Source organism: Lascolabacillus massiliensis (assembly GCF_001282625.1).
Lineage (GTDB): Bacteria > Bacteroidota > Bacteroidia > Bacteroidales > Dysgonomonadaceae > Proteiniphilum > Proteiniphilum massiliensis.
On record NZ_CTEJ01000001.1, the window covers coordinates 266,077 to 289,608 of the forward strand.

Below are 23,532 nucleotides of genomic sequence, written 5' to 3' on the forward strand. Positions count from 1 at the left end.
TCTTATTGAACAGCAAAGTTACAGATTATTTTCGTGATTATTAAAAATATTATTGAACATAATGAGTGCTAGGGTTGTTAATGTAGGTTTATTAAAAATCAATGCCGTGATTCATTTTGATAGACACTGTCAATGCGGTACTTTTAAATGATATAACCCTCTTTTCATACGAACTTTTCCCATACTATTTTGTTAAAAAGTCAAACATTATCTCGATAAACTTATTATTTAAAATATTTTAATACTCTAATCCGTATGATTTTTGATATTGACATTATTCGTAAAGTATACGAGCAACTGCCTGAAAAGATAAAACAGGTAAGAGAAGCTTTGCAGAGACCTTTAACTCTAACAGAGAAAGTTTTATTGACTCATCTTTCTGATGGTGTTCCAATTAAAAACTATAAACGCGCAGGTGATTATGTGAATTTTGCACCAGATAGGGTAGCAATGCAGGATGCTACAGCACAAATGGCACTACTACAGTTAATGAATTCTGGTCGCACTAAAGTTGCTGTTCCTTCCACAGTTCACTGTGACCACTTGATACAGGCCTATAAGAATGCTGAAGCAGACCTTGAAACAGCAAATATTACCAATAGAGAAGTGTATGAATTCCTTCGTGATGTATCTAATAAGTACGGAATTGGTTTTTGGAAACCGGGAGCCGGTATAATTCATCAGGTAGTTCTGGAAAACTACGCATTTCCGGGTGGTATGATGATTGGAACTGATTCACATACCCCAAATGCAGGAGGACTGGGAATGATTGCTATTGGTGTAGGAGGTGCGGATGCTGTTGATGTAATGGCAGGGTTACCATGGGAACTGAAAATGCCTAAGATAATTGGTGTTAAGCTTACAGGCAAACTTTCAGGATGGAGTGCCCCAAAAGATGTAATACTGAAAGTGGCTGGTATTTTGACTGTCAAAGGTGGAACAAATGCAGTGATAGAATACTTCGGAGAGGGTGCAAAAACACTTTCTGCAACAGGAAAAGGAACAATCTGTAATATGGGAGCTGAAGTAGGTGCTACTACCTCAATATTTCCTTTTGATGATAAGTCGGCCGACTACTTAGAGCAAACTTCACGTAAAGAAGTTGCTGATGAAGCACGTAAAATTATGGAGCATCTGCAGCCAGACCAGGAAGTAGTTGATAATCCAGAAATGTATTATGATCAGCTTATTGAGATTAATCTTTCAGAACTTGAACCACATATAAACGGACCATTTACTCCTGATGCGGCATATACTATATCTGAATTTGGAGAGGCTGTCAGAAAGAACAATTGGCCACGTAAAATGGAAGTGGGTTTGATTGGATCATGTACAAACTCATCGTATGAGGACCTTACCAGGGCTGTTTCAATTGTTAAGCAGGCAGGTGAAGATCATGTGCCGGTTAAAGCGCAGTTCTTAATTAATCCAGGTTCTGAACAGATACGATATACTGCTGAACGTGATGGTATTTTACAGGTGTTCGAAGATGCAGGTGCAACAATTATCGCAAATGCTTGCGGTCCATGTATCGGACAATGGAAGCGTGAAGATGCTAATGATAGAAAGAACTCTATAGTAACTTCATTTAACAGAAACTTTGCAAAAAGGAATGATGGAAATCCAAATACGCATGCATTTGTTACTTCACCTGAACTTGTAGCTGCACTTACAATTGCTGGTGATTTATGTTTTAACCCTTTGACTGATACTCTGATTAATGAGTATGGTAAGGAGGTAAAACTAAAAGAGCCTACAGGATTTGAGATGCCACCAAATGGGTATGAAGTTAAGGATGCGGGGTACATTGAACCTGCTTTAAACGGTAGTGAAGTTCAGATTTCTATCGACCCAAATTCTAATCGTCTTCAGAAGCTTGAACCGTTTCCTGCATGGGATGGAGAGGATTTAACTAATCTACCTCTGCTTATAAAAGTTAAAGGTAAATGTACTACTGACCATATATCAATGGCAGGTCCATGGCTCCGTTTCAGAGGTCATCTGGATAATATTTCTGACAATATGCTTATAGGTGCTGTTAATGCTTTTAATGATAAGACTAATGCGGTATTGGACCCAGAAACCAACGAATATATAAATGTTCCTGCCCTGGCACGTAAATTTAAATCGCGTGGAGTTGGATCAATTGTTGTAGCTGAAGAAAACTATGGCGAAGGATCAAGCAGGGAACATGCGGCAATGGAGCCAAGACATCTTAATGTTAAGGTAATTCTTGTAAAATCATTTGCCAGAATACATGAGACTAACCTTAAAAAACAAGGAATGCTTGCACTAACATTTGTAAATAATGATGATTACAATAAAGTACAGGAAAGAGATAAGATATCCATCTTAGGACTTAAAGATTTTGCTCCTGACAGAAACCTGACTGTACAGCTTCTTCATGCAGATGGAACAATTGATACTTTCGAGGTTTCACACACTTACAATGAGCAACAGGTTGAGTGGTTCAAAGCAGGAAGTGCATTAAATGCTATGAAGTAGTTGTCTAATCAGAAATAAAATCTAAATGAAGTTATCAAAAGAGGTGGATGAACTTATTGCAGCAGATAATCCGGTTATACCTTATATTGAAGGTGATGGTATAGGTAAAGAGATTACTCCTTTCGTAAAAAAGATAATTGATGCTGCTGTTGAAAAGTCTTATGGCAACAAAAGGAAAATAGAATGGATCGAAGTTCTTGCAGGTGAGAAAGCATTTAATGAAATAGGTACCTGGCTTCCGGATGAAACTATTGAGGCTTTTCGTGTAAACAAGATTGGAATAAAAGGTCCGCTAACTACTCCTGTTGGTGAAGGTATCAGATCTTTAAATGTAGCTTTAAGACAGGAACTGGACCTATATGTTTGTTTGCGACCTGTTCGATGGTTTAAAGGAGTGGTGACTCCATTGCTGCATCCTGAAAAGGTTAGTGTAACAATATTCAGGGAAAATACAGAAGATATATATGCAGGTATTGAGTGGGCGGCAGGTACAGCAGAAGCAAAAAAGTTCCTGAGTTTTCTCAAAAATGAAATGGGTGTCAATAAGATTCGATTCCCTGAAAGTTCATCATTTGGGGTAAAGCCTGTGTCACGTGAGGGTACAGAGCGTCTTGTTCGCGCATCTATAGAATATGCAATTAAAAACAGGCTGCCCTCTGTAACGCTGGTTCATAAGGGGAATATTATGAAATTTACAGAAGGAGGATTTAAGAAGTGGGGATATGATCTGGCTGAACGTGAGTTTCCTGACCAGACATTTACAGAGCACAGATTTAATCAGATTAAGCTTGAGAAAGGATTAAATAAAGCTGTAGAGATGTATAATGAAGCAGTAAGCACAGGAAAGGTTTTCATAAAGGATGTTATTGCTGATGCATTTCTGCAAAATACTCTTTTAAAACCTGAAGAATATTCTGTTATTGCAACTCTGAACCTTAATGGTGACTATATATCAGATCAATTGGCTGCTATGGTAGGTGGTATTGGAATTTCTCCCGGAGCAAATATAAACTATCTTACAGGGCATGCAATATTTGAAGCCACTCATGGAACAGCTCCTGATATTGTTGGAAAAAATGTAGCAAATCCATGTTCAATGCTTTTGTCAGGAGTTATGATGCTAGAGCATTTGGGCTGGAGCGAGTCAGGAAAGCTTATAACATCATCACTTGAAAAGCTTTTTGAGAATGGGTATGGTACTCCCGACCTGGCCAGGTTCATGGAAAATGGGAAACCATTATCTACTTCCGAGTTTTCAAATAAAGTTATCGAGAACTTATGAGAATTAGTCATAAGTTAAACAGGTCTTTAAATATTAAAATAATTATTACTTAATTTTTCAGAATCGATAAACAAAATAGGTATTCCCAATGTTAAAAAATGGAGCTGTAATTAATACCTGCAGACAATAAAAAGAATCAAAACAAAAAGAATTTATAAAATATGAACAATGAAGAATTAACACAGATCCTTTCGGATTCAATTGCGTTTACCAGCAACATAGATAAAAATCTATTTACTAAAATGGGTGTTAAGCGTGGACTACGTAATGAAGATCATTCAGGTGTTCTTGCCGGCCTAACACGCATAGGTGATGTCGTGGGTTATGAACGACAGGAGGATGGTTCACTCAAACCTATTCCGGGTAAACTATATTACAGAGGGTTGGATGTAGAAGAGCTGGTTGCAGGTATTCAGAAAGAGAATCGCTTAGGATTCGAGGAGACAATTTTTCTATTGCTTTCAGGACGTCTTCCTCTAAAGGAAGAGTTAGAGGCAACAAAAAGCCTGATCGCTGAAACAATGCCTCTGAATCATATGGCAACAATGAATATTCTTGCTCTTCAAGGGAAAAACATTATGAATATACTTGCAAGAAGTGTTCTTGAATTATATTGCTATGATGAAAATCCCGATGATATATCACCTAATAATCTTATACATCAATCCATAAATCTAATTGCAAAGTTCCCTACTATAATCGCTTATGCTTATCAGGTATTAAGACATGATGTTCGTGGTAGATCCTTGCACGTTCGTCTTCCACATCCCGAGAAGTCGGTAGCTGAGAACTTCCTCTTTATGATGAAGGGACCTAACAAATATACCGAGCTGGATATAAAAATACTTGACCTTGCATTAATTCTGCATGCAGAACATGGTGGTGGTAATAACTCTACTTTCTCTGTACGCGTAACAAGCTCAACTGAAACAGACACCTATTCTGCAATAGCTGCAGGTATTGGATCATTAAAAGGTCCGCTTCATGGCGGTGCAAATGTCAAAGTGATGGGTATGCTGGAGGATATGAAAAAAAATATCTCAGATTGGGAAGATGCTAATCAGGTAGATGAGTATTTAAGAAAGATTCTAAGGAAAGAAGCTTTTGACAAAACCGGTCTAATATATGGTTTAGGACACGCTGTTTACACAATAAGTGATCCACGCACAGGATTGCTGAAAGAGATGGCAAGAGACCTGGCAAAGGAAAAGGGACGCGAAAAAGAATTTGCTCTCATGGAACTTATTGAGAACCGTATAGTGGAAGTATTCAGAGAGTCAAAAAAGTCCAATGCTAAGGCTAATGTCTGTGTGAACGTAGATTTTTATTCAGGATTTGTATATGATGCAATCGGATTACCTACAGAAGTATTTACTCCACTTTTTGCAATGGCACGTATCGTGGGGTGGTCGGCTCACCGAATTGAAGAGATGAACTTCTCCAGTAAAAGATTAATTCGTCCTGCCTATAAGAATGTTCGTGAATTACAGGGTTTCATACCTATAAATGAGAGAAAGTAGATAATAAACATGCAGAAAATAAAAGTAGACAATCCAGTTGTTGAACTGGATGGGGATGAAATGACGCGTATTATTTGGTCATTTATTAAAGAGGAACTTATATTACCCTATTTAGATATAGATATAAAGTATTTTGATTTAAGTATTCAGCATCGTGATGCCACTGATGATAAAGTAACCATTGATGCTGCTGAGGCTATCAAAAAGTATAATGTAGGAATTAAGTGTGCCACCATCACTCCAGATGAGGCTAGAGTAAAGGAGTTTGGACTAAAAAGTATGTGGAAGTCTCCAAATGGTACAATCCGAAATATTGTTGGAGGTACTGTTTTCAGGGAACCAATTATATGCAGAAATATTCCCAGATATGTTCAGGGATGGACAAAGCCAATTATAATTGGGCGTCATGCTTTTGGAGATCAGTATAAGGCTACCGACACTGTAATAAGTGGAAAAGGTAAGCTCACTATGACTTTTACAGGAGAAAATGGTGAAGTTAAAACTTGGGAAGTATATGACTTTAAGGGAGATGGCGTTGCAATGGCAATGTATAATACTGATGAATCTATTTATGGTTTCGCCAGATCTTCATTTCAAATAGCCCTAAAAGAGAATTATCCATTATATATGTCCACAAAGAATACAATTCTTAAGGCTTATGATGGACGTTTCAAAGATATTTTTCAAGAGGTTTATGAGAATGAATTCAAAGAAAAATTCGAAATGGCCGGACTTACCTACGAACATCGATTAATTGATGATATGGTTGCATCGGCAATGAAATGGAACGGAGGATTTGTATGGGCTTGCAAAAACTATGATGGAGATGTGCAATCAGATACTGTTGCACAAGGTTTCGGCTCTCTAGGGATGATGTCTTCTGTTTTAATTACACCCGACGGTAAAACTGTTGAAGCAGAAGCTGCACATGGTACTGTAACACGTCACTATCGTCAGCATCAGCAGGGTAAGGAAACAAGTACAAATCCAATTGCATCTATCTTTGCATGGACGAGGGGCTTGTCTCATCGAGGAAAACTTGATAACAATGAGCCACTGATAGATTTTTGTGAAAAGCTTGAAAAGGTGTGTATAGAGACTGTAGAAGGGGGACAAATGACTAAGGATCTGGCGTTGCTTGTTCATGGACCAGAAGTTTCACGTGATAAATGGTTAACAACACGTGAGTTCCTGGAAGCTCTGAAAAGGAATCTGGACGAAAAAATATCCAATAACTAAATTCCGGAAATAGATAGGCTCTTTTATAGAGGTATTTGATTAAATAAACAGGACGGCTCAATTGAGCCGTCCTGTTTTATTTATAAAATTAAAATGCTTTTATCTTAGAAAGATAACCACATTAAAATGAAAATATCAATCCTCCTTCTCCTGTTCTTCGTACTCTTTAAGAAGTTTTTCCTGTACATCTGAAGGAACAAGCTCATAACTTGCAAATTTCATTGAGAATGAACCCCTACCACCGGTAATAGAACTTAATGAAGTTGAATAGGTGTTCATCTCCTTTAAAGGAACCTTAGCATTCAATTTTTCAAATCCCTTTTCACTTTCCATACCCATGATAATTGCACGACGTCCCTGAAGGTCACTCATAACATCACCCATATAATCGCCGGGAACAGAAACTGTTACATTATATATTGGCTCAAGTATTTTAGGTGAGGCGTTTTTAAAGGCAGTACTGAATGCATTTCTACCTGCAAGCATGAAAGAGATTTCATTTGAGTCAACCGGGTGCATTTTACCATCGTAAACAATTACTCTGACATCTCGGGCATAAGATCCTGTCAGAGGACCTTGTTCCATTCTACCCATGATTCCTTTTAAAATTGCAGGCATGAATCTTGCATCAATTGAACCTCCAACAATACTATTTACAAATACAAGTTTACCACCCCAGTCAAGATTTATAACTTGTGTATCTCTATTCTGAATCTTAAATTCCTGACCATTGAATTTATAAATTTCAGGTAATGGCATACCTTCTGTATAAGGTTCAATAATAAGATGAACTTCACCAAACTGTCCGGCACCACCTGACTGTTTTTTGTGTCTATAGTCAGCACGTGCAGCTTTTGTTATAGTTTCACGATATGGTATTTTTGGCTCAAGAAATTCAATTTCTATTTTATCATTGTTTTCAATACGCCATTTGAGTGTTTTAAGGTGGAACTCACCCTGTCCAGATACAATTGTCTGTTTAAGTTCTTTTGATATTTCTACAATCCATGTTGGATCCTCTTCACGCATGCGATTCAGAGCTTCATTCATTTTCTCGGAATTCGATTCGTTAAGCGCCCTTATAGCTCTTCTATAACGTGGTTCCGGATATTTAATAAAGTTGAATATATGATCAGATCCTTTAGCATTTAATGTATTACCAGTGCGTACATCTTTAAGTTTAACAGCAACACCAATGCTTCCTGCTTGAAGCTGTTCTGTTTTATTACGCATTTGTCCAGCAACTGTGAAAATCTGTGCAAGTCTCTCTTTTGACTGACGGTTTGTGTTTGTAAAATCATCTCCTTCTTTAACTACTCCCGACATAACCTTGAAGTAACTTACTTCTCCAATATGAGGTTCAACGGTGGTTTTAAAGAAAAACAGACTTGTAGGAGCAGAAGAGTCCGGAGCAACCTCCACACCATCTGAGTTCTTAGGTGCAGGCATATCATCTGGAGATGGAGCAACCATACTCAGGAAATTCATTATGCGATGAACAGCCATATTTTTTTCTGCAGAAGCGCAAAAAACCGGGTACAAACTGTGATTTAGCATACCTTTATGTATACCGTCACGCATCTCTTCTTCTGTTAAAGTTCCCTGATCGAAGAATTTCTCCATCAGTCCTTCATCATTTTCTGCTGCAGCTTCCAATAGAACCTGATAATATTCTGCAGCTCTTTCTTTTTCGTTTTCTGGTATTTCAAGTACTGCAGGTGCAGTGGCTCCCGGTTCCCAATGGTAATACTTCTGTTTCAGAACATCAATGATGCCATTAAATGCTGCTCCATTACCAATTGGATATTGAACAGGAACAATTTTATTTCCATATACTTCTTTCAGGCTGGATAATGTGTTTTCATAATCAGCTTTTTCATGGTCCATTCCGTTAACAAGTATTACAGCAGGCTTCTTTAGTTCATCAACATAACGAAACTGGTTTATAGTTCCAACTTCCACGCCATCTGCTGCATCAATAAGCATTAAAGCCAAATCTGTAACATTAAGAGCGGTAACAACACCACCAACAAAATCGTCTGAACCCGGACAGTCAATGAAATTCATTAACTTATCCTTCCATTCATATGAAATTACAGATGGGAATACAGAGTATTCGTACTCCTTTTCAACCGGAAAATAATCACTTACTGTGTTTTTTCCTTCTATTGTACCGCGACGTCTTATCAGACCACTCTCGAAAAGCATTGCTTCAGCGAAAGTGGTCTTACCTGACCCTGAATTTCCAATCAGGGCTATGTTTTTAATTTCGTTTGTTTTGTAAACTTTCATGATAAGAAAATATTTTAATTAATTAGATTATTCAAATTGTATTCAAAGTAATTCAATAAATTTAAATGATTAATTGATCTCAGGTCTATGTTTGTCAGTTTATTAGTTTTTCCAATTCTCTGTTTTTAGTTAGATATTTAGTATTAAAAAAGACTTTGCGTCTATTAAGACCGGCAAAGTCATAACTTTATTTATTGACCTGCAATTTATACAAAACGAGTGACAAAGAAAAATGTTGCCCTTATGTTATATAACATATACTCTGTTATAAAATGTACCTAAATGTTAAATAAATGAACATCTAAACTACTGTTATAATCATATTGTTTATCATATTGTACTTTGAGAAAATGTGGAACCAATTTCATGTGGCAGACCATTTTTGTCATCAAAATCAGTAGTATAAAAATTAAAATTAATACAGATGGAACAATTTTATACCCAATCAGCTGAAGAGGTATTACAAAAATTCGGAGTTAATCCTGAAATGGGGCTTTCAGAAACAGAAATAGAAAAACGCAGAGAAAAATATGGTCTCAATAAATTAGCTTCAAAAAAACAAAAATCATTACTTTCAGTTTTTCTTGAACAGTTCAAAAGCAGTATGGTGGCTATATTACTTATAGCAGCTATTGTGTCAGGAGTTATTGGGGTTATGGAAGGAGAAGGGCTTGTAGAATCTTTTGTTATAATTGCAATATTGTTACTTAATGCAATAATTGGTACAGTAGAAGAGAGAAAAGCACAAACTTCATTAGAGGCATTAAATAAAATGAGTTCTCCACGCACAAAAGTTATGCGTGAGGGACAGATTGAAGAGATAGATTCCACAGAAATTGTACCAGGTGACATTGTAGTCCTTGATACAGGAGATATTATTCCCGCTGATATGAGACTTATTGAAGCATTCAACTTAAAAGTGCAGGAATCTGCTCTTACGGGAGAGTCAGTTCCGGTTGATAAGATTGAATCCACACTTGAAGGTAGTGATATAACTCTGGGTGACAGAACAAACATGGCATTCTCAACCAGTATAGTCACTTATGGTCGCGGAAGAGGAGTAATAGTAGGCACCGGAATGAATACCGAAGTTGGAAAGATTGCTAATATGCTACAATCCACGGAGGCAACAGAAACACCTATGAGTAAACGACTTGGCCAGCTTGGAAAAGTTTTAGGGTATGTAGCTTTGGTTATCTGTACAGTAATATTTGTAATTGGTATTATATATGGTAATCATTGGTTAGAAATGTTAATGATGTCAGTTAGCCTTGCAGTGGCAGCCATTCCCGAAGGTCTTCAAATTGTGTCCACAATTGTTCTGGCAATTGGAGTACAGCGACTGGTTAAAAAGAATGCGATAGTACGTACTTTACCGTCTGTTGAAACTCTTGGTAGTACTACTGTAATCTGCTCAGATAAAACCGGAACTCTTACACAGAACAAAATGACAGTTGTTGAAGGCTGGGCAGGTGGCAATAAAATTAATTTTAGAAACCTGCCTCTTCCGGAAGAACAGGATGATGATGAAAATATTTTACTGCATTGCTCACTTTTGTGCACCGACTCGCATCTTAAAATTTTACCTAATGGAGATCATGAACTTTCCGGAGATCCTACTGAAACAGCTATAGTTGATATTGCACTTAAACTAGGTGTCAATAAAAATGAAATAGAAAAAAAATTCCCCAGAATCAGCGAAGTACCTTTTGATTCAGAGAGGAAAAGGATGACTACCATAAACAGGATGGAAAATGATGCTTATCGTGTAAATGTTAAAGGTGGATTGGATGAAGTACTTGATGTGACTTCACGAATTCTTATACATGGTAATATAAGACCAATTACTAAAGAGGATATAGAGACCATTCGTAAAGAGAACACCAATATGGGGCAATCAGCTCTGCGAGTACTCTCAGTAGCATATAAAGATATAGATGAGATTCCTGAAGATGTAAATTCAGAAAATATTGAAAAAGATCTGATCTTTATCGGTCTGCTTGGCATGATAGACCCTGCAAGGCCTGAGGTTGTAGATGCTGTAAAAAAATGCAAGACTGCAGGTATTCGTCCTGTAATGATTACAGGCGATCATAAAGTTACTGCCATTGCAATTGCTGATGAGATAGGTATATTTAAAGTGGGTGACAAAGCTGTTACCGGCAGCGATTTAGAGGAAACGGATGATGAGATGCTTACTCGCAATGTACGCGATTACTCAGTGTATGCACGAGTTGCCCCTGAGCATAAGGTGCGAATAGTAAAAGCCTGGCAAAGTCATGGTGATATTGTTGCGATGACCGGTGATGGTGTAAATGATGCACCTGCACTAAAACAGGCAGATATAGGTGTAGCAATGGGAATTGTTGGTACCGAAGTAGCTAAGGATGCGTCAGATGTAGTGCTTACCGATGATAATTTTGCAACTATAGTAACTGCGGTAGAAGAGGGTCGTCGTATTTATGATAATATACTCAAAGTAATTCAGTTTCTTCTTTCTGCCAATATGGGTGAAGTACTGCTGATATTTATTGCTGCAATCCTTAATTTAGGTAATCCATTATCACCTATTCTCATATTATGGGTAAATCTGGTAACTGACAGTCTTCCTGCACTTGCCTTAAGTATGGATCCGGCTCAAAAAGATGTTATGACACGAAAACCACGTGATCCAAAGAGAGGTTTCTTTTCAAAAGGGATGATCTGGCGTATTGTCTATCAAGGTTCAGCAATAGGACTAATATCACTTGCAGCTTATTATATAGGATGTAATGATGGTGGACAGGTACTTGGTCAAACAATGGCTTTCGCAGTACTTGCCTTTTCTCAATTGTTCCATGTAAGAAACTTGCATTCAAATAAATTATCATCCTTTAGAACAAGTCTTGCAAGTAATAAAAACTTAATACTGGCGATACTTGCTTCTGCTTTGTTAATGATGGCTGTATTACTTATTCCTGTTTTAAGAAATATCTTTGGTGTAGTAGAAATGGATGCTGTTCACTGGTTATATGTAACTGCACTTTCAATTGTTCCTATTGTTGTAGTTGAGTTTATGAAGCTATTCAAATGGAATCATACAGTAGATGAATATTGAAAATTAATTTAACGCTTTAATTTTTATCAGCTTTCTGAAATAAAAATATGATTACAGAAAGCTGATTATCTATTTTAAGAAATATGTCTTAAATTTTGTTTATTAATGCACAATTTGAAGCCTTTCGTGCATAATTTCGAATATTATTTGTAATTTTGAATTTAGAAACTTACACTCTCTCATAAAAATGTCCCTATTCCTTTCAATTTAAATTGAGGTTATGGAAAATCACTGAAGAGAAATTAGGTTAGAGAAACTTCAATTATTTAATTTAAGTAAGATACGTATGGAAAATCTTGGAACCGCATTAGGCTTATTGTTTATTGGTATGATTATGGTTGTTATAGTTTTATGGCTAGTTGTACTACTTGGTGGAATGATCATAACCTTAACCAATAAATATGTAAAAGATAATAGAAATGATGGTACCATAAAAAAGAATAAGAAAACAAATACAAGAAAAATTGCAGCCATAACAGCTGCAGTTGACGTGATAACACAAGGACAGGGCAGAGTAGAATCAATTCAAAAAAAGAAATAATAAATAATATATGGCACAAGAGATTAAATTCAGTCTTCTCTATAGAGACATGTGGCAATCGTCGGGAAAATATGTGCCGACGGTTGAACAACTTACAGAGGTTGCTCCTGCAATCATAGATATGGGGTGTTTTGATCGTATAGAAACCAATGGAGGAGGTTTTGAGCAGATAAATCTTCTTTTTGGTGAAAACCCAAATAAATCTGTTCGTGAATGGACACAACCATTTAATGATGCCGGTATACAAACGCATATGTTAGAGCGTGGACTTAACGCTATTCGTATGAGTCCTGTACCAGCTGATGTACGCAGACTGATGTTTCATGTTAAGAAAAAACAGGGTACTGACATTGCTCGTTCATTTGATGGTCTTAATGATCCCAGAAATCTTGAAAACTCTATTAAATATGCAAAAGAGGCCGGAATGATTTCTCAGGCAGCATTATGTATCACAGTATCTCCTGTACATACAGTTGAATATTATACTCAGCTTGCTGACACCCTTATTGAAATGGGTGCAGATGAGATATGTATTAAAGATATGGCAGGTGTTGGACGTCCTGCAAGTATTGGGAAAATAATCAAGAATATAAAAGCGCGTCACCCAAAAACAGTTATTCAATATCACGGTCATGCCGGACCCGGTTTCCAGATGGCTTCAATTCTTGAAGCGGCTTATGCCGGAGCAGATTATATTGATGCAGGTATGGAGCCACTTTCATGGGGAACAGGGCATGCAGATATTCTTGCAATACAGGCAATGTTGAAAGATGCCGGATTTAATGTGCCAAAGATCAACATGAATGCATATATGAAAGTGCGTACCCTCACACAGAAATATATGGATGATTTCTTAGGATACTACATAAATCCAAAGAACAGGATGATGAATTCGCTTCTTATAGGTCCCGGTTTACCAGGTGGAATGATGGGTAGTTTGATGTCTGATCTTGAAAATAACCTAGCTTCAATTAACAAGTGGAAAAGGAAGCATAATCAGAATGAACTTACTCAAGATGACTTGATGATTAAGCTTTTTGAAGAAGTAACATATGTATGGCCAAAGGTGGGATATCCTCCATTGGTGACACCTTATAGTCAATATGTTAAAAACCTTGCGCTAATGAACGTACTTCAGCTTGAGAAAGGTAAAAAGCGCTGGTCTATGATTGCTGATAATGTGTGGGATATGATACTCGGCAAAACAGGTAAACTTCCGGTGGATCCTGCACCTGAGATAATAGAGATGGCTAAAAGCAAAGGCCTTGAGTTTTATACAGGTAACCCACAGGATCTTTATCCAGATCAACTGGATGAGTACCGTGCAGAGATGGAAAAGAAAAACTGGGACACTGGTCTGGATGACGAAGAGCTATTCGAACTTGCAATGCATCCAGAACAGTACAGGGCATATAAATCAGGTGATGCAAAACGAGAATTTGATGAAGATATTGCAAAAAGGAAAGCCGAAAAAGAAGCTTCTGAATCAATCAATACTGTTCCTGCTTATAACGGAAATGGATTCCAACCAAAAACACTAGTTGTTAATATTGATGAAGAGGAGTATGTGGTTCACATAAATTATCCAGATAACGGAAATGGCACAATAAGTCAGGCACCAACTGCAGCTAAACCTGCAGAGTCAGCTCCTGCACCAGTAGTAGTGCAGTCAACAGGCCAGCTAAAAGAGATACCTTCTCCGCTGGAAGGAAAATTCTTCCTTACAAAAGATTCGAGTGAAACTGCTATAAAGGTTGGAGATAAAGTGAAAAAAAATGATATTATTGGATACATCGAATCTATGAAGACATACAATGCAATTGCTTCAGAGGTGGATGGAACTGTGACTGAGATATGTTTTGCAAATGGTGATACAGTTGATGAGGATGATATACTTATTAAATTGCAGTAGTAATGATAGAATTCTTTAATAACGTTCTTGATGTAACAGGTTTTGCATTTGTAGAGTGGGGCACTGTACTAATGTGGATTATCTCAGGTATCCTTTTATATATGGGTATATTTAAGGAGTACGAGCCACTACTGCTTGTACCAATAGGCTTTGGGGTACTACTTGCTAATTTGCCGGGAGCTGGACTGGCAGTAGTTGAAAGCAGTATGGTTGTCGAGGCTGACGGGAGTCTGATGAACCTCCCGGAGATTGCAAGTGAATATGGAATAATCAATTTTCTTTACTATTCACTGATCAAATCGGGTCTTCTTCCACCTATAATTTTTATGGGTGTGGGAGCATTAACTGACTTTGGCCCAATGCTTAGAAATCTGAAGCTTGCTTTTTTTGGCAGTGCAGCGCAGATAGGTATCTTTACAGTTGTACTCCTTGCTGTTATAATGGGTTATACATTGCCTGAAGCAGCTTCGATGGGTATAATTGGAGGTGCTGATGGACCTACCGCAATTTATACTACAATAAAGCTGGCACCTCACTTGTTAGGTCCAATCGCAATTGCTGCATATTCTTATATGGCAATGGTTCCGGTAATCATTCCCGGTGTTGCAAAATTGCTAATGACCAAAGATGATTTCATGATCAATATGAAGAAGCAAGATAAACTATATCCACCTAAATACGAAATCAAGCACTTAAGAACAGTAAAAATCTTATTCCCTATAGTTCTTACATTAGTTGTAGCAATACTTGTTCCATCTGCTGCACCACTTATAGGTATGCTAATGCTTGGTAATCTGCTGAAAGAGATTGGCCCCAACACAGCACGTCTGGCAGATGCAGCCTCTGGTCCAATTATGAACACGGCTACCGTATTCTTGGGAGTCTGTGTTGGTGCAACTATGCCTGCAGAGGTGTTCCTGAGATGGGAGACTATAGGGATTCTAGTTCTTGGTCTCTTTGCTTTCGCTATCTCAATAGCCGGAGGTATACTTACAGTTAAGTTATATAATAAGGGATCTAAGAAAAAGATCAATCCACTTGTAGGAGCAACCGGGCTAAGTGCCGTACCAATGGCCTCACGTGTTGCTAACGATGTTGCACTTAAATATGACAAATCAAATCATATTCTGCAGTACTGTATGTCCAGTAACGTTTCTGGTGTAATAGGATCAGCAGTTGCAGCAGGAGTCCTGATAGCCTTCTTAAGCTAAGATTGTTTGAATAACCAGATAATATTCATATCATTAGAAAATAAAAACGGTTTCAACTATTATAGTTGGAACCGTTTTTATTGTTAAACAATCAATTATTATTCATTAAATTCATGCAAGATTCATAATATCTCTAATTGCTTCAGCAATAACCGGCACCCCATTTTTAATCGTTTCAACATCCGTATTGCAGAATGATATACGTATATGATCATTTTTAATTCCATCAGGGTCGAAAGTTTTACCTGTCACAAATACCACTCCTTTTTCAATAGACTTTTTCAGTACATCTGTTGCATCGCATCCCTCAGGTAGTTGTAACCATGTATAAAACCCTCCTCTAGGTTTTTCGAAAGAAACACTTTCAGGTAAACATTTCTCCAGAGTATCAATCATTGCTAGTCCACGTTTTTTATACTCCTCTCTGACTTCAGAAATATAGGCATCAATATGACCTTCACGGATGAATTTATCAGCAACAACCTGTGATATACTTGGAGAGCATGCATCAATTGACTGCTTTATCAATTCACACTTCTGATATATATTATCAGGAACTAGCATCCAGCCTAGACGAAGACCAGGACCCAGTATCTTTGAAAATGAACCGGTAAAGCAGACATCTATACCTTCAGGATCCATTGACTTAATCAGTTTCATTTTAGGTCTATCCTCTTCAAAAAAATAGAGGTCACTATATACATCATCTTCAATTATAGGGATTTCCTGATTTCTTAGTACGTCGATCATCTCTTTTTTTACCTCTTCGGAATAAACTATTCCCGCAGGGTTATGAAAATTTGGAGAGTAATATAAAAATTTAGGCTTAACTGAAGAGGAATTTATCCTATCTTTTAGCAGTTTAATATCCATTCCATCGCCATTCAAGGGAACAGTAACAAGATTAGCCTGATAAGATCTGAATGCAGAGAGAGCCCCTATAAAGCTTGGTGTTTCTACCACTACAGAATCTCCCGGGTCAAGAAATGCCTTTGCCAAAATATTTATTGCTTGCAGAGAGCCTGTAGTTATAATAAGTTTGTTGGATTTAACAGGCAATCCTTTTTTCTCAAGCCATTCCGACAACGATTCTAGTAGGGTAGGGAGTCCTGTGGTTGGTCCATACTGCAATGCAACCTGTTTCTCTTTTTCACAGAGAGAGTTTAATATTTTATCTATTTTATTCAATGGGAACAATTCATTACCCGGCATTCCACCTGCAAAAGAAATCATATCTGGTGAAGTTGCAAGGCTCATTAGATCGCGTATTTCTGAAGAGCGCAGTTCAGCTACGCTGCTTGAAAATCTAGTCATATTTCTTATTTTATTATCTGTTCGTTTTTTCTTCTATAGAATTGTCATATTTTTTCTAGTTTACACTAATTCTCTCACCCATTAGCTGTTCATTCGCTATTTGATTTAAACTCACTTCGTTCAAACAGTAAATCAAATTTAACACTCATTTCACAGAATGGGTACCCGAAAGAATTAGTTGAGACTTCAAAAAAACATCACAATTCTAATTGACGCAGAAAAAACTTGCCAAAGCATTTAAATTAAGTCATTCTATAGTTGGTAAATATCGCTTTGAGAAAGCAGCTTAAGTCGATTCTTCTCAAGCACTTCCGTAACACGTTGAATATCAGCAGACCTTATAACAGCAAGAGCAACATCATTATTCGAGAAAGCATACATGTAATCAACATTAATACCCTCATCAGTAAGAATCTCCAGAATGCGGTAAAGCGATCCCGGCTGGTCAGGCATATTTACGCAAACAACATCAGTCAGTCCGATCGAAAAGCCCGCTTTCTCGAGAACATCCTTTGCAAGTTCAGGTCTGCCAACAACCATTCGCACTATACCATAGTCTGCAGTCTCTGCTACACTCAAAGCTGTAATATTGATATCATTGACTGCCAGTATTCGGGTAAGTTCTGTTAGTCGCCCCGACCTATCTTCCAGAAAAACAGAGAGTTGTTTGATATGCATTATTTTTGATTTTATATATTATTTTTATGTATCTTATTCCAATCATTTCCTATAGTCAATAACCCTTTTAGCTTTACCTTCTGATCGTTCAATCGTATTTGGTTCCACTAACCTGATCTTAGCTCCTATACCAAGCATACTTTTTATATTATTATCAATACGCCTTCTTATACCTTCGAGTTCACGAATACTATCTGACCAATTTTTCTGATCAACCTCTACCAAAATCTCCATAGTGTCAAGGTTGTTTTCACGACGCACAATTATTTGATAATGAGGAGTTATTTCAGACATATCCATAAGTACAGATTCAATCTGTGAAGGAAATACATTCACACCCCTTATAATCAGCATGTCGTCAGTTCTTCCAAGACATTTTTCCATTCGGACAAGAGTACGTCCACAATCACATTTCTCTCTGTGCAACCTGGTTAAATCCCTTGTGCGATATCTTAACAAAGGCATTGCCATTTTACTCACAGTTGTGAATACAAGTTCACCAATCTCACCGTCAGGCAAAACTTCAAGAGTTTCAGGATCGATAATTTCTGGAATAAAATGATCCTCAAACACATGATTGCCACATTGACATTCACATTCCATTGATACTCCTGGTCCGATCACTTCACTCAAACCATAAATATCAAAAGCTTTCAAACTCAGTAGATTCTCAATCTGACATCTTAGCTCATTAGTCCATGGTTCAGCTCCAAAAACACCAATACGCAGCTTAATATCATCCGGAGAGATTCCATCATTTGCTATGCATTCACCCAGATGAGCAGCATAAGATGGAGTACAAGCGAGCACTGTAGCTTTGAAATCAGTCATAAACTGAAGCTGTTTCTTAGTATTACCAGTGGAAATTGGAATTACAGTTGCACCTATCTTCTCAGCTCCGTAATGAAGTCCCAGACCACCCGTAAAAGGACCGTAGCCATAAGCAATCTGAATAGTGTCACCACTGTGAATACCAGCCATGGTAAGACTTCTGGCAACCACCTCAGCCCATACCTCTATATCCGAATGAGTATAACCTACAACAGTTGGCTTTCCTGTTGTACCGCTGGAAGCATGGATTCTTACCACATCACTCTGAGGTACTGTAAACAAGCCAAATGGATAGTTATCTCTAAGATCATTTTTTGTAGTAAATGGCAGATCTTTTAGCTGCTCAATATCTTTTATATCATCAGGTTTAAGACCAATTTCGTCAAATTTCAGTCTGTAAAACGGCACATTATTATACATGCGTTTTACCATGCAGTTAAACTTGCTACTTTGCAATTCCTGCATCTGTTCCCTTTCGGCACACTCTATTTCACGGTTCCAGATCATTTTAATTCTTACATTTTTCAATACCTAATCTGAAAGCTTTCAGATTCATTTCCACTATTTTATCACCTTTCCTTTTGAAGAAAATTTCAATTGCTTTTTCCAGTTCTTCAGTCTCAATTCCCAAATATGGAGATGCAGCACCAAGCATTGCAATATTGTATGTTTTGGAACCACCTGCTTCCTGAGCAATTATTTTTGCATCAACTAAAAGATGTTTTGCAGACATCCTGATATTGTTTAGCAAATCATCAATATCGGGATAGTTACCAATATTCTCATACGGTTCAGTTGTAGTTACAATTATACCTTCCGGAGATAAAAAAGGGAGGTATCTAAGAGATTCCATAGGCTCAATAGAAAGAATCAGATCAGCTTTTCCAAGAGGTATAAGATCAGAGTATATTTCTTTAGATGATATACGCAAATGAGATTCTACAGCACCACCACGCTGACTCATTCCATGTACTTCAGCCTGCTTAAGGTTTAGTCCCAGGTTCATTGCTGCCAGGTCAATAATAGAGGCAATAGTAAGTATCCCTTGGCCTCCCACACCAGCTATAATAATATTTTTTTGCATTTATAATTTTAAGTTACTCAATTTCAATTGCCTGTTTCCTGTTCTTTTTTAATGTCTGAACACACTCCCTCTGAGAAATAATTACAGAGACACCGTTATATTCAAACTCCTCCCGAAGAATAGCAATATTCTCCTCGAGATTTTTTTTCAGAGGTTTAATTACTCTTATATGATCCTCTTCAACACCTATACCTTTGCATATGTCGAAGAATTTGCCTGTACCGGCAGAATCCTGACCACCGGTCATTGCTGTAGTATCATTATCCGAAATAATTACTGTCACAGGAGATTTATCATTAACAGCATCGAGCAAGCCGGTCATCCCCGAGTGAGTAAAAGTGGAGTCGCCAATAACACATACTGCCGGTCGCATTCCCGCATCAGCAGCCCCTTTAGCCATTGTTATCGAGGCACCCATATCAACACATGTACTTATACTACTATAAGGGGGAAGCGCACCCAAAGTATAACAACCAATATCACCAAATATCTGTTTCTGTGAATAGTTTTCCATTACCATATTGATAGCTTCAAAAAGATCACGGTGACTACAACCCTGGCATAGCATAGGTGGTCTGCCTACAACAATATCAGGCACATTCTGAATACTAGAAGATTTTACTCCTAATGCTTTTGCAATAACATTTGGAGATAGTTCCCCTGTTCTTGGCAATATGCCATCCAGTCTCCCGCGAAACTTTTTATTTCCCAGATAACCTTTCAGAAGCTCTTCAAGTACAGGATAACCCTCTTCTACAATAAGTATTTCTGAGTATCTGTCACAAAACTCCCTGATAGTTTGTTTTGGCATAGGATATTGAGATATCTTTAGAACAGGAGTATTTAATCTGAATGCATCAATTACCTCCATTACATAATTAAACCCTATTCCAAAAGCTATAACAGCACTGGAGCCAATACCCTCAATAACTCTGTTAAACCTGGATTTTTCAGAAAGTGAGATTAATGTCTCCTGTTTTTTAAGTAATCCCTGATAGTTCTTGCGGGCATTTGCTGGCAACAATATCCACTTACCATCTATAGGAGAAGGATTAAGGTCGTTTTGTTCGCGAGGGTTCTGTCTGATAACAACCGATCGTGAATGCGACAAACGTGTTGGAATACGTAATAGTACAGGTAATTCCATTTTCTCCGACAAATCAAAACCATATCTGGTCATGTCGTAAGCTTCCTGCTGATTAGATGGTTCAAGTACAGGAATCATTGCAAACTTACCATAAACCCTGCTATCTTGTTCATTCTGAGATGAGTGCATTGATGGGTCATCGGCAACAACAATTACCAATCCTCCATTTACACCTGTAATAGATGAGTTCATAAAAGCATCAGCGGCAACGTTTAGTCCAACATGCTTCATACAGACCAAACTCCTTTTACCTGCATAGGACATGCCAAGAGCAGATTCATAAGCTGTTTTCTCGTTAGCCGACCATGATGAACGAACTCTGGTTTTTGTACTTTGTGGAGATTTTTGAATAAATTCCGTTATCTCAGTAGATGGAGTGCCCGGGTAAGCGTAAACACCTGATATACCTCCATCCAAAGCTGCCTGAGCAATCGCCTCAGCACCTAGAAGTAGTTGTTTCATTATTATTAATAAAAACCTGTGTTAATAATTCGTTTTATAAGTAAAACGAGGTTTATGATTACAAAATTACTAAAAATAAAGTATTAACGCTATAAATGATCAAAAAGATAGAAGATTAGATTATAAAGTTGCATTTCCAGACGAAACAAAGCATTCAATTTAAACACACAAAAAAAGCGAATCCTTTTGAGATTCGCTTATATAATAAGTAAAAAGTATGCTTACCCTTAAATTCTAATTTTTATCTTCCTTTGCAGGACGTGGTAATAAAACTTTACGTGAAAGTTTAAATTTACCTGATCTGGAGTCGATATCAATCAATTTAACATCTATCTTATCACCCTCTTTTATACCGGTATCCTCGATAGACTCAAATCTTTGCCAGTCAACTTCAGAAATATGCAACAATCCATCTTTGCCTGGGAGGAATTCACAGAATAAACCATAAGGCATTACTGATCTTACAGTTGCTTTGTAAACTTCACCTACTTCAGGAACAGCAACGATACCTTTAATTTTGTTCATTGCAGCATCGATTGATGCTTTATTAGTAGCAGATACTTCAACGCGACCTTTATTATTCACCTCTTCAATAGTGATAGTAGCTCCTGTCTCTTCCTGAATGCCCTGTATAATTTTTCCGCTTGGTCCAATTACAGCACCTATAAAGTCTTTAGGGATTTCTATCACCTCGATACGTGGAGCATGAGGTTTCATATCTGCACGTGGTTCAGAGATGGTCTCCATCATTTTACTCATGATATGCTCACGGCCAGCTTTTGCCTGTGCCAGAGCCTCTTCGAGTATCTCATAAGATAGACCATCTACTTTAATATCCATCTGAGTAGCAGTTATCCCGTCAAGAGTACCGCATACCTTGAAGTCCATATCACCAAGATGATCCTCATCTCCAAGAATATCAGAAAGAATAGCATACTTCTGACCTTTGTTTTCAGAGATAAGACCCATTGCTATACCACTTACTGGTTTCTTAATCTTAACTCCTGCATCCATAAGGGCAAGAGTACCTGCACAAACAGTAGCCATTGACGAAGAACCATTTGATTCAAGAATATCAGAAACCACACGTACAACATATGGGTAATCATCAGGTATCATTCTCTTAAGAGCTCTGTTTGCAAGATTACCGTGACCTATTTCACGACGGCCGGTGCCTCGTTGTGGACGAGCTTCGCCTGTTGAGAAAGGAGGGAAGTTGTAATGCAGCAGGAAGCGGTCGGTATCATGTACCAAAGCATCATCTACCATTTTCTCATCCAGTTTGGTGCCAAGCGTTACAGTTGTAAGTGATTGAGTTTCACCACGTGTAAACAGTGCAGCACCGTGAGGTCCCGGAATAAAGTCAACTTCACTCCAGATAGGACGAATCTCGGTAGTTTTACGACCATCAAGTCGTTTGCCCTCATCCAGAATACAGCGGCGCATTGCCTCTTTTTCCACATCGTGATAATAACGAGAAATAAGAGGAAGTTTCTCTTCTCTTTCCTCTTCAGGAATTGTTTCAATAAAATTATTCAGAATAGCCTCAAAAGCATCAATACGCTCATGTTTGTTTGGATTTTGAGAAGCTGCTACAGCATAAGCTTGCTGATAGCAAGTGTCCCAAACAAGTTTGCGTAACTCTTCGTCTTTATCTTCATGACTATATTCACGTTTTACAGTTTTTCCAACAGCTTCAGTCAGTTCGATCTGAACAAGACAATGTTTTTTTATCTCCTCATGAGCAAACTTGATAGCATCCAGTAACTCTGCTTCTGACACTTCATTCATTTCACCCTCAACCATCATAATATTATCCATGGTGGCACCAACCATGATGTCAAGATCGGCTTTTTGAAGCTCTTTGAAAGTAGGATTTATAACAAGCTTTCCATCAATACGAGCAACGCGTACTTCAGAGATTGGTCCATTGAAAGGTATATCAGAAACAGCCAGAGCAGCAGAAGCAGCCAAACCAGCCAGTGCATCAGGCATATCTTCACCATTTGAAGAGAAAAGTATGACGTTCACAAAAACATCAGCATGATAATCATCAGGAAAAAGAGGACGTAAAACGCGGTCGATAAGTCTGCTCGTTAATATTTCAGAGTCAGAAGGTCTTCCTTCACGTTTCAGAAAACCTCCGGGAAAACGTCCAGCAGAAGCAAATTTTTCTCTATATTCCACCTGAAGTGGCATAAAATCAGTTCCCGGTGTAGCATCTTTGGCAGCACAAACAGTTGCAAGCAGCATGGTATCACCCATACGCAGCGTAACGGATCCGTCAGCCTGTTTAGCTAACTTTCCCGTTTCCAGCGTTATCTCACGTCCGTCTGACAGTTGGATACGCTTAATTATTGGATTCGTCATAAATAAAATATGTTATTTTCTATACATAAAATTCTCACAAAGGTACA

The 23,532-nt window shown here is 37.8% G+C and carries 14 protein-coding genes and 1 pseudogene; 8 read left to right on the forward strand and 7 right to left on the reverse strand.

Annotation, left to right across the window (positions count from 1 at the left end; all coding sequences use genetic code 11):
• Positions 1 to 255 precede the first annotated feature (255 nt).
• The 4 genes from BN1354_RS01125 to BN1354_RS01140 all read left to right on the forward strand — a co-directional run bounded on the left by BN1354_RS01125 (position 256) and on the right by BN1354_RS01140 (position 6,546).
• Positions 256 to 2,505 carry an aconitate hydratase gene (locus tag BN1354_RS01125; protein ID WP_053825986.1) on the forward strand — a complete coding sequence of 750 codons (2,250 nt, stop codon included), beginning with the start codon at positions 256 to 258 and terminating at the stop codon, positions 2,503 to 2,505.
• A 25-nt stretch (positions 2,506 to 2,530) separates the two neighbouring features.
• Positions 2,531 to 3,787, forward strand: coding sequence for an NADP-dependent isocitrate dehydrogenase (gene icd / locus BN1354_RS01130; protein WP_045090093.1), 1,257 nt, complete (start codon positions 2,531 to 2,533; stop codon positions 3,785 to 3,787).
• Between the two features lie 161 nt (positions 3,788 to 3,948).
• Complete coding sequence (locus BN1354_RS01135) at positions 3,949 to 5,307, forward strand: citrate synthase (RefSeq protein WP_045090092.1); 1,359 nt, start codon at positions 3,949 to 3,951, stop codon at positions 5,305 to 5,307.
• Positions 5,308 to 5,316: 9 nt separating this feature from the next.
• On the forward strand, positions 5,317 to 6,546 hold the full coding sequence (locus BN1354_RS01140) for an NADP-dependent isocitrate dehydrogenase (protein WP_053825987.1): 1,230 nt from the start codon (positions 5,317 to 5,319) through the stop codon (positions 6,544 to 6,546).
• A 135-nt stretch (positions 6,547 to 6,681) separates the two neighbouring features.
• Here BN1354_RS01140 and BN1354_RS01145 read toward each other — a convergent pair whose 3' ends face one another.
• Positions 6,682 to 8,838, reverse strand: a complete 2,157-nt coding sequence (locus tag BN1354_RS01145; RefSeq protein ID WP_053825988.1) for an elongation factor G — start codon at positions 8,836 to 8,838, stop codon at positions 6,682 to 6,684.
• 424 nt (positions 8,839 to 9,262) lie between these two features.
• Between BN1354_RS01145 and BN1354_RS01150 the strand changes: the two genes are divergently transcribed.
• The 4 genes and pseudogenes from BN1354_RS01150 to BN1354_RS01165 all read left to right on the forward strand — a co-directional run.
• On the forward strand, positions 9,263 to 11,935 hold the full coding sequence (locus tag BN1354_RS01150) for a calcium-translocating P-type ATPase, PMCA-type (RefSeq protein WP_053825989.1): 2,673 nt from the start codon (positions 9,263 to 9,265) through the stop codon (positions 11,933 to 11,935).
• Between the two features lie 286 nt (positions 11,936 to 12,221).
• Complete coding sequence (locus BN1354_RS01155) at positions 12,222 to 12,476, forward strand: OadG family transporter subunit (protein ID WP_053825990.1); 255 nt, start codon at positions 12,222 to 12,224, stop codon at positions 12,474 to 12,476.
• A gap of 10 nt (positions 12,477 to 12,486) precedes the next feature.
• Positions 12,487 to 14,388, forward strand: a complete 1,902-nt coding sequence (locus tag BN1354_RS01160; protein WP_045090087.1) for a biotin/lipoyl-containing protein — start codon at positions 12,487 to 12,489, stop codon at positions 14,386 to 14,388.
• Positions 14,389 to 14,474: 86 nt separating this feature from the next.
• Positions 14,475 to 15,599, forward strand: a pseudogene (locus BN1354_RS01165) (sodium ion-translocating decarboxylase subunit beta); the annotation flags it as partial.
• 111 nt (positions 15,600 to 15,710) lie between these two features.
• Here BN1354_RS01165 and BN1354_RS01170 read toward each other — a convergent pair.
• From BN1354_RS01170 to pnp, 6 genes are all read right to left on the reverse strand, one after another.
• A complete protein-coding gene (locus BN1354_RS01170; RefSeq protein WP_053825991.1) occupies positions 15,711 to 16,913 on the reverse strand; it encodes an aminotransferase-like domain-containing protein in 1,203 nt (400 codons plus the stop codon).
• A 252-nt stretch (positions 16,914 to 17,165) separates the two neighbouring features.
• Positions 17,166 to 17,591 (reverse strand): ACT domain-containing protein, encoded by a 426-nt coding sequence (locus BN1354_RS01175; RefSeq protein WP_053825992.1) that lies wholly within the window; start codon positions 17,589 to 17,591, stop codon positions 17,166 to 17,168.
• A gap of 42 nt (positions 17,592 to 17,633) precedes the next feature.
• Positions 17,634 to 18,929, reverse strand: a complete 1,296-nt coding sequence (locus BN1354_RS01180) for a phenylacetate--CoA ligase family protein (RefSeq protein WP_045090083.1) — start codon at positions 18,927 to 18,929, stop codon at positions 17,634 to 17,636.
• Position 18,930: 1 nt separating this feature from the next.
• Positions 18,931 to 19,506 carry an indolepyruvate oxidoreductase subunit beta gene (locus tag BN1354_RS01185; protein WP_045090082.1) on the reverse strand — a complete coding sequence of 192 codons (576 nt, stop codon included), beginning with the start codon at positions 19,504 to 19,506 and terminating at the stop codon, positions 18,931 to 18,933.
• Between the two features lie 13 nt (positions 19,507 to 19,519).
• Positions 19,520 to 21,121, reverse strand: a complete 1,602-nt coding sequence (locus tag BN1354_RS01190) for a thiamine pyrophosphate-dependent enzyme (protein ID WP_197271976.1) — start codon at positions 21,119 to 21,121, stop codon at positions 19,520 to 19,522.
• A 228-nt stretch (positions 21,122 to 21,349) separates the two neighbouring features.
• Complete coding sequence (gene pnp / locus BN1354_RS01195; RefSeq protein WP_045090080.1) at positions 21,350 to 23,485, reverse strand: polyribonucleotide nucleotidyltransferase; 2,136 nt, start codon at positions 23,483 to 23,485, stop codon at positions 21,350 to 21,352.
• Positions 23,486 to 23,532 lie beyond the last annotated feature (47 nt).

What these genes read in the sequence shown, in the direction of transcription:
- BN1354_RS01125 (WP_053825986.1), top strand. Translation starts at nt 256, where the DNA reads ATGATTTTTGATATTGACATTATTCGTAAAGTATACGAGCAACTGCCT.
- icd (WP_045090093.1), top strand. Translation starts at nt 2,531, where the DNA reads ATGAAGTTATCAAAAGAGGTGGATGAACTTATTGCAGCAGATAATCCG.
- BN1354_RS01135 (WP_045090092.1), top strand. Translation starts at nt 3,949, where the DNA reads ATGAACAATGAAGAATTAACACAGATCCTTTCGGATTCAATTGCGTTT.
- BN1354_RS01140 (WP_053825987.1), top strand. Translation starts at nt 5,317, where the DNA reads ATGCAGAAAATAAAAGTAGACAATCCAGTTGTTGAACTGGATGGGGAT.
- BN1354_RS01145 (WP_053825988.1), bottom strand. Translation starts at nt 8,838, where the DNA reads ATGAAAGTTTACAAAACAAACGAAATTAAAAACATAGCCCTGATTGGA.
- BN1354_RS01150 (WP_053825989.1), top strand. Translation starts at nt 9,263, where the DNA reads ATGGAACAATTTTATACCCAATCAGCTGAAGAGGTATTACAAAAATTC.
- BN1354_RS01155 (WP_053825990.1), top strand. Translation starts at nt 12,222, where the DNA reads ATGGAAAATCTTGGAACCGCATTAGGCTTATTGTTTATTGGTATGATT.
- BN1354_RS01160 (WP_045090087.1), top strand. Translation starts at nt 12,487, where the DNA reads ATGGCACAAGAGATTAAATTCAGTCTTCTCTATAGAGACATGTGGCAA.
- BN1354_RS01170 (WP_053825991.1), bottom strand. Translation starts at nt 16,913, where the DNA reads ATGACTAGATTTTCAAGCAGCGTAGCTGAACTGCGCTCTTCAGAAATA.
- BN1354_RS01175 (WP_053825992.1), bottom strand. Translation starts at nt 17,591, where the DNA reads ATGCATATCAAACAACTCTCTGTTTTTCTGGAAGATAGGTCGGGGCGA.
- BN1354_RS01180 (WP_045090083.1), bottom strand. Translation starts at nt 18,929, where the DNA reads ATGATCTGGAACCGTGAAATAGAGTGTGCCGAAAGGGAACAGATGCAG.
- BN1354_RS01185 (WP_045090082.1), bottom strand. Translation starts at nt 19,506, where the DNA reads ATGCAAAAAAATATTATTATAGCTGGTGTGGGAGGCCAAGGGATACTT.
- pnp (WP_045090080.1), bottom strand. Translation starts at nt 23,485, where the DNA reads ATGACGAATCCAATAATTAAGCGTATCCAACTGTCAGACGGACGTGAG.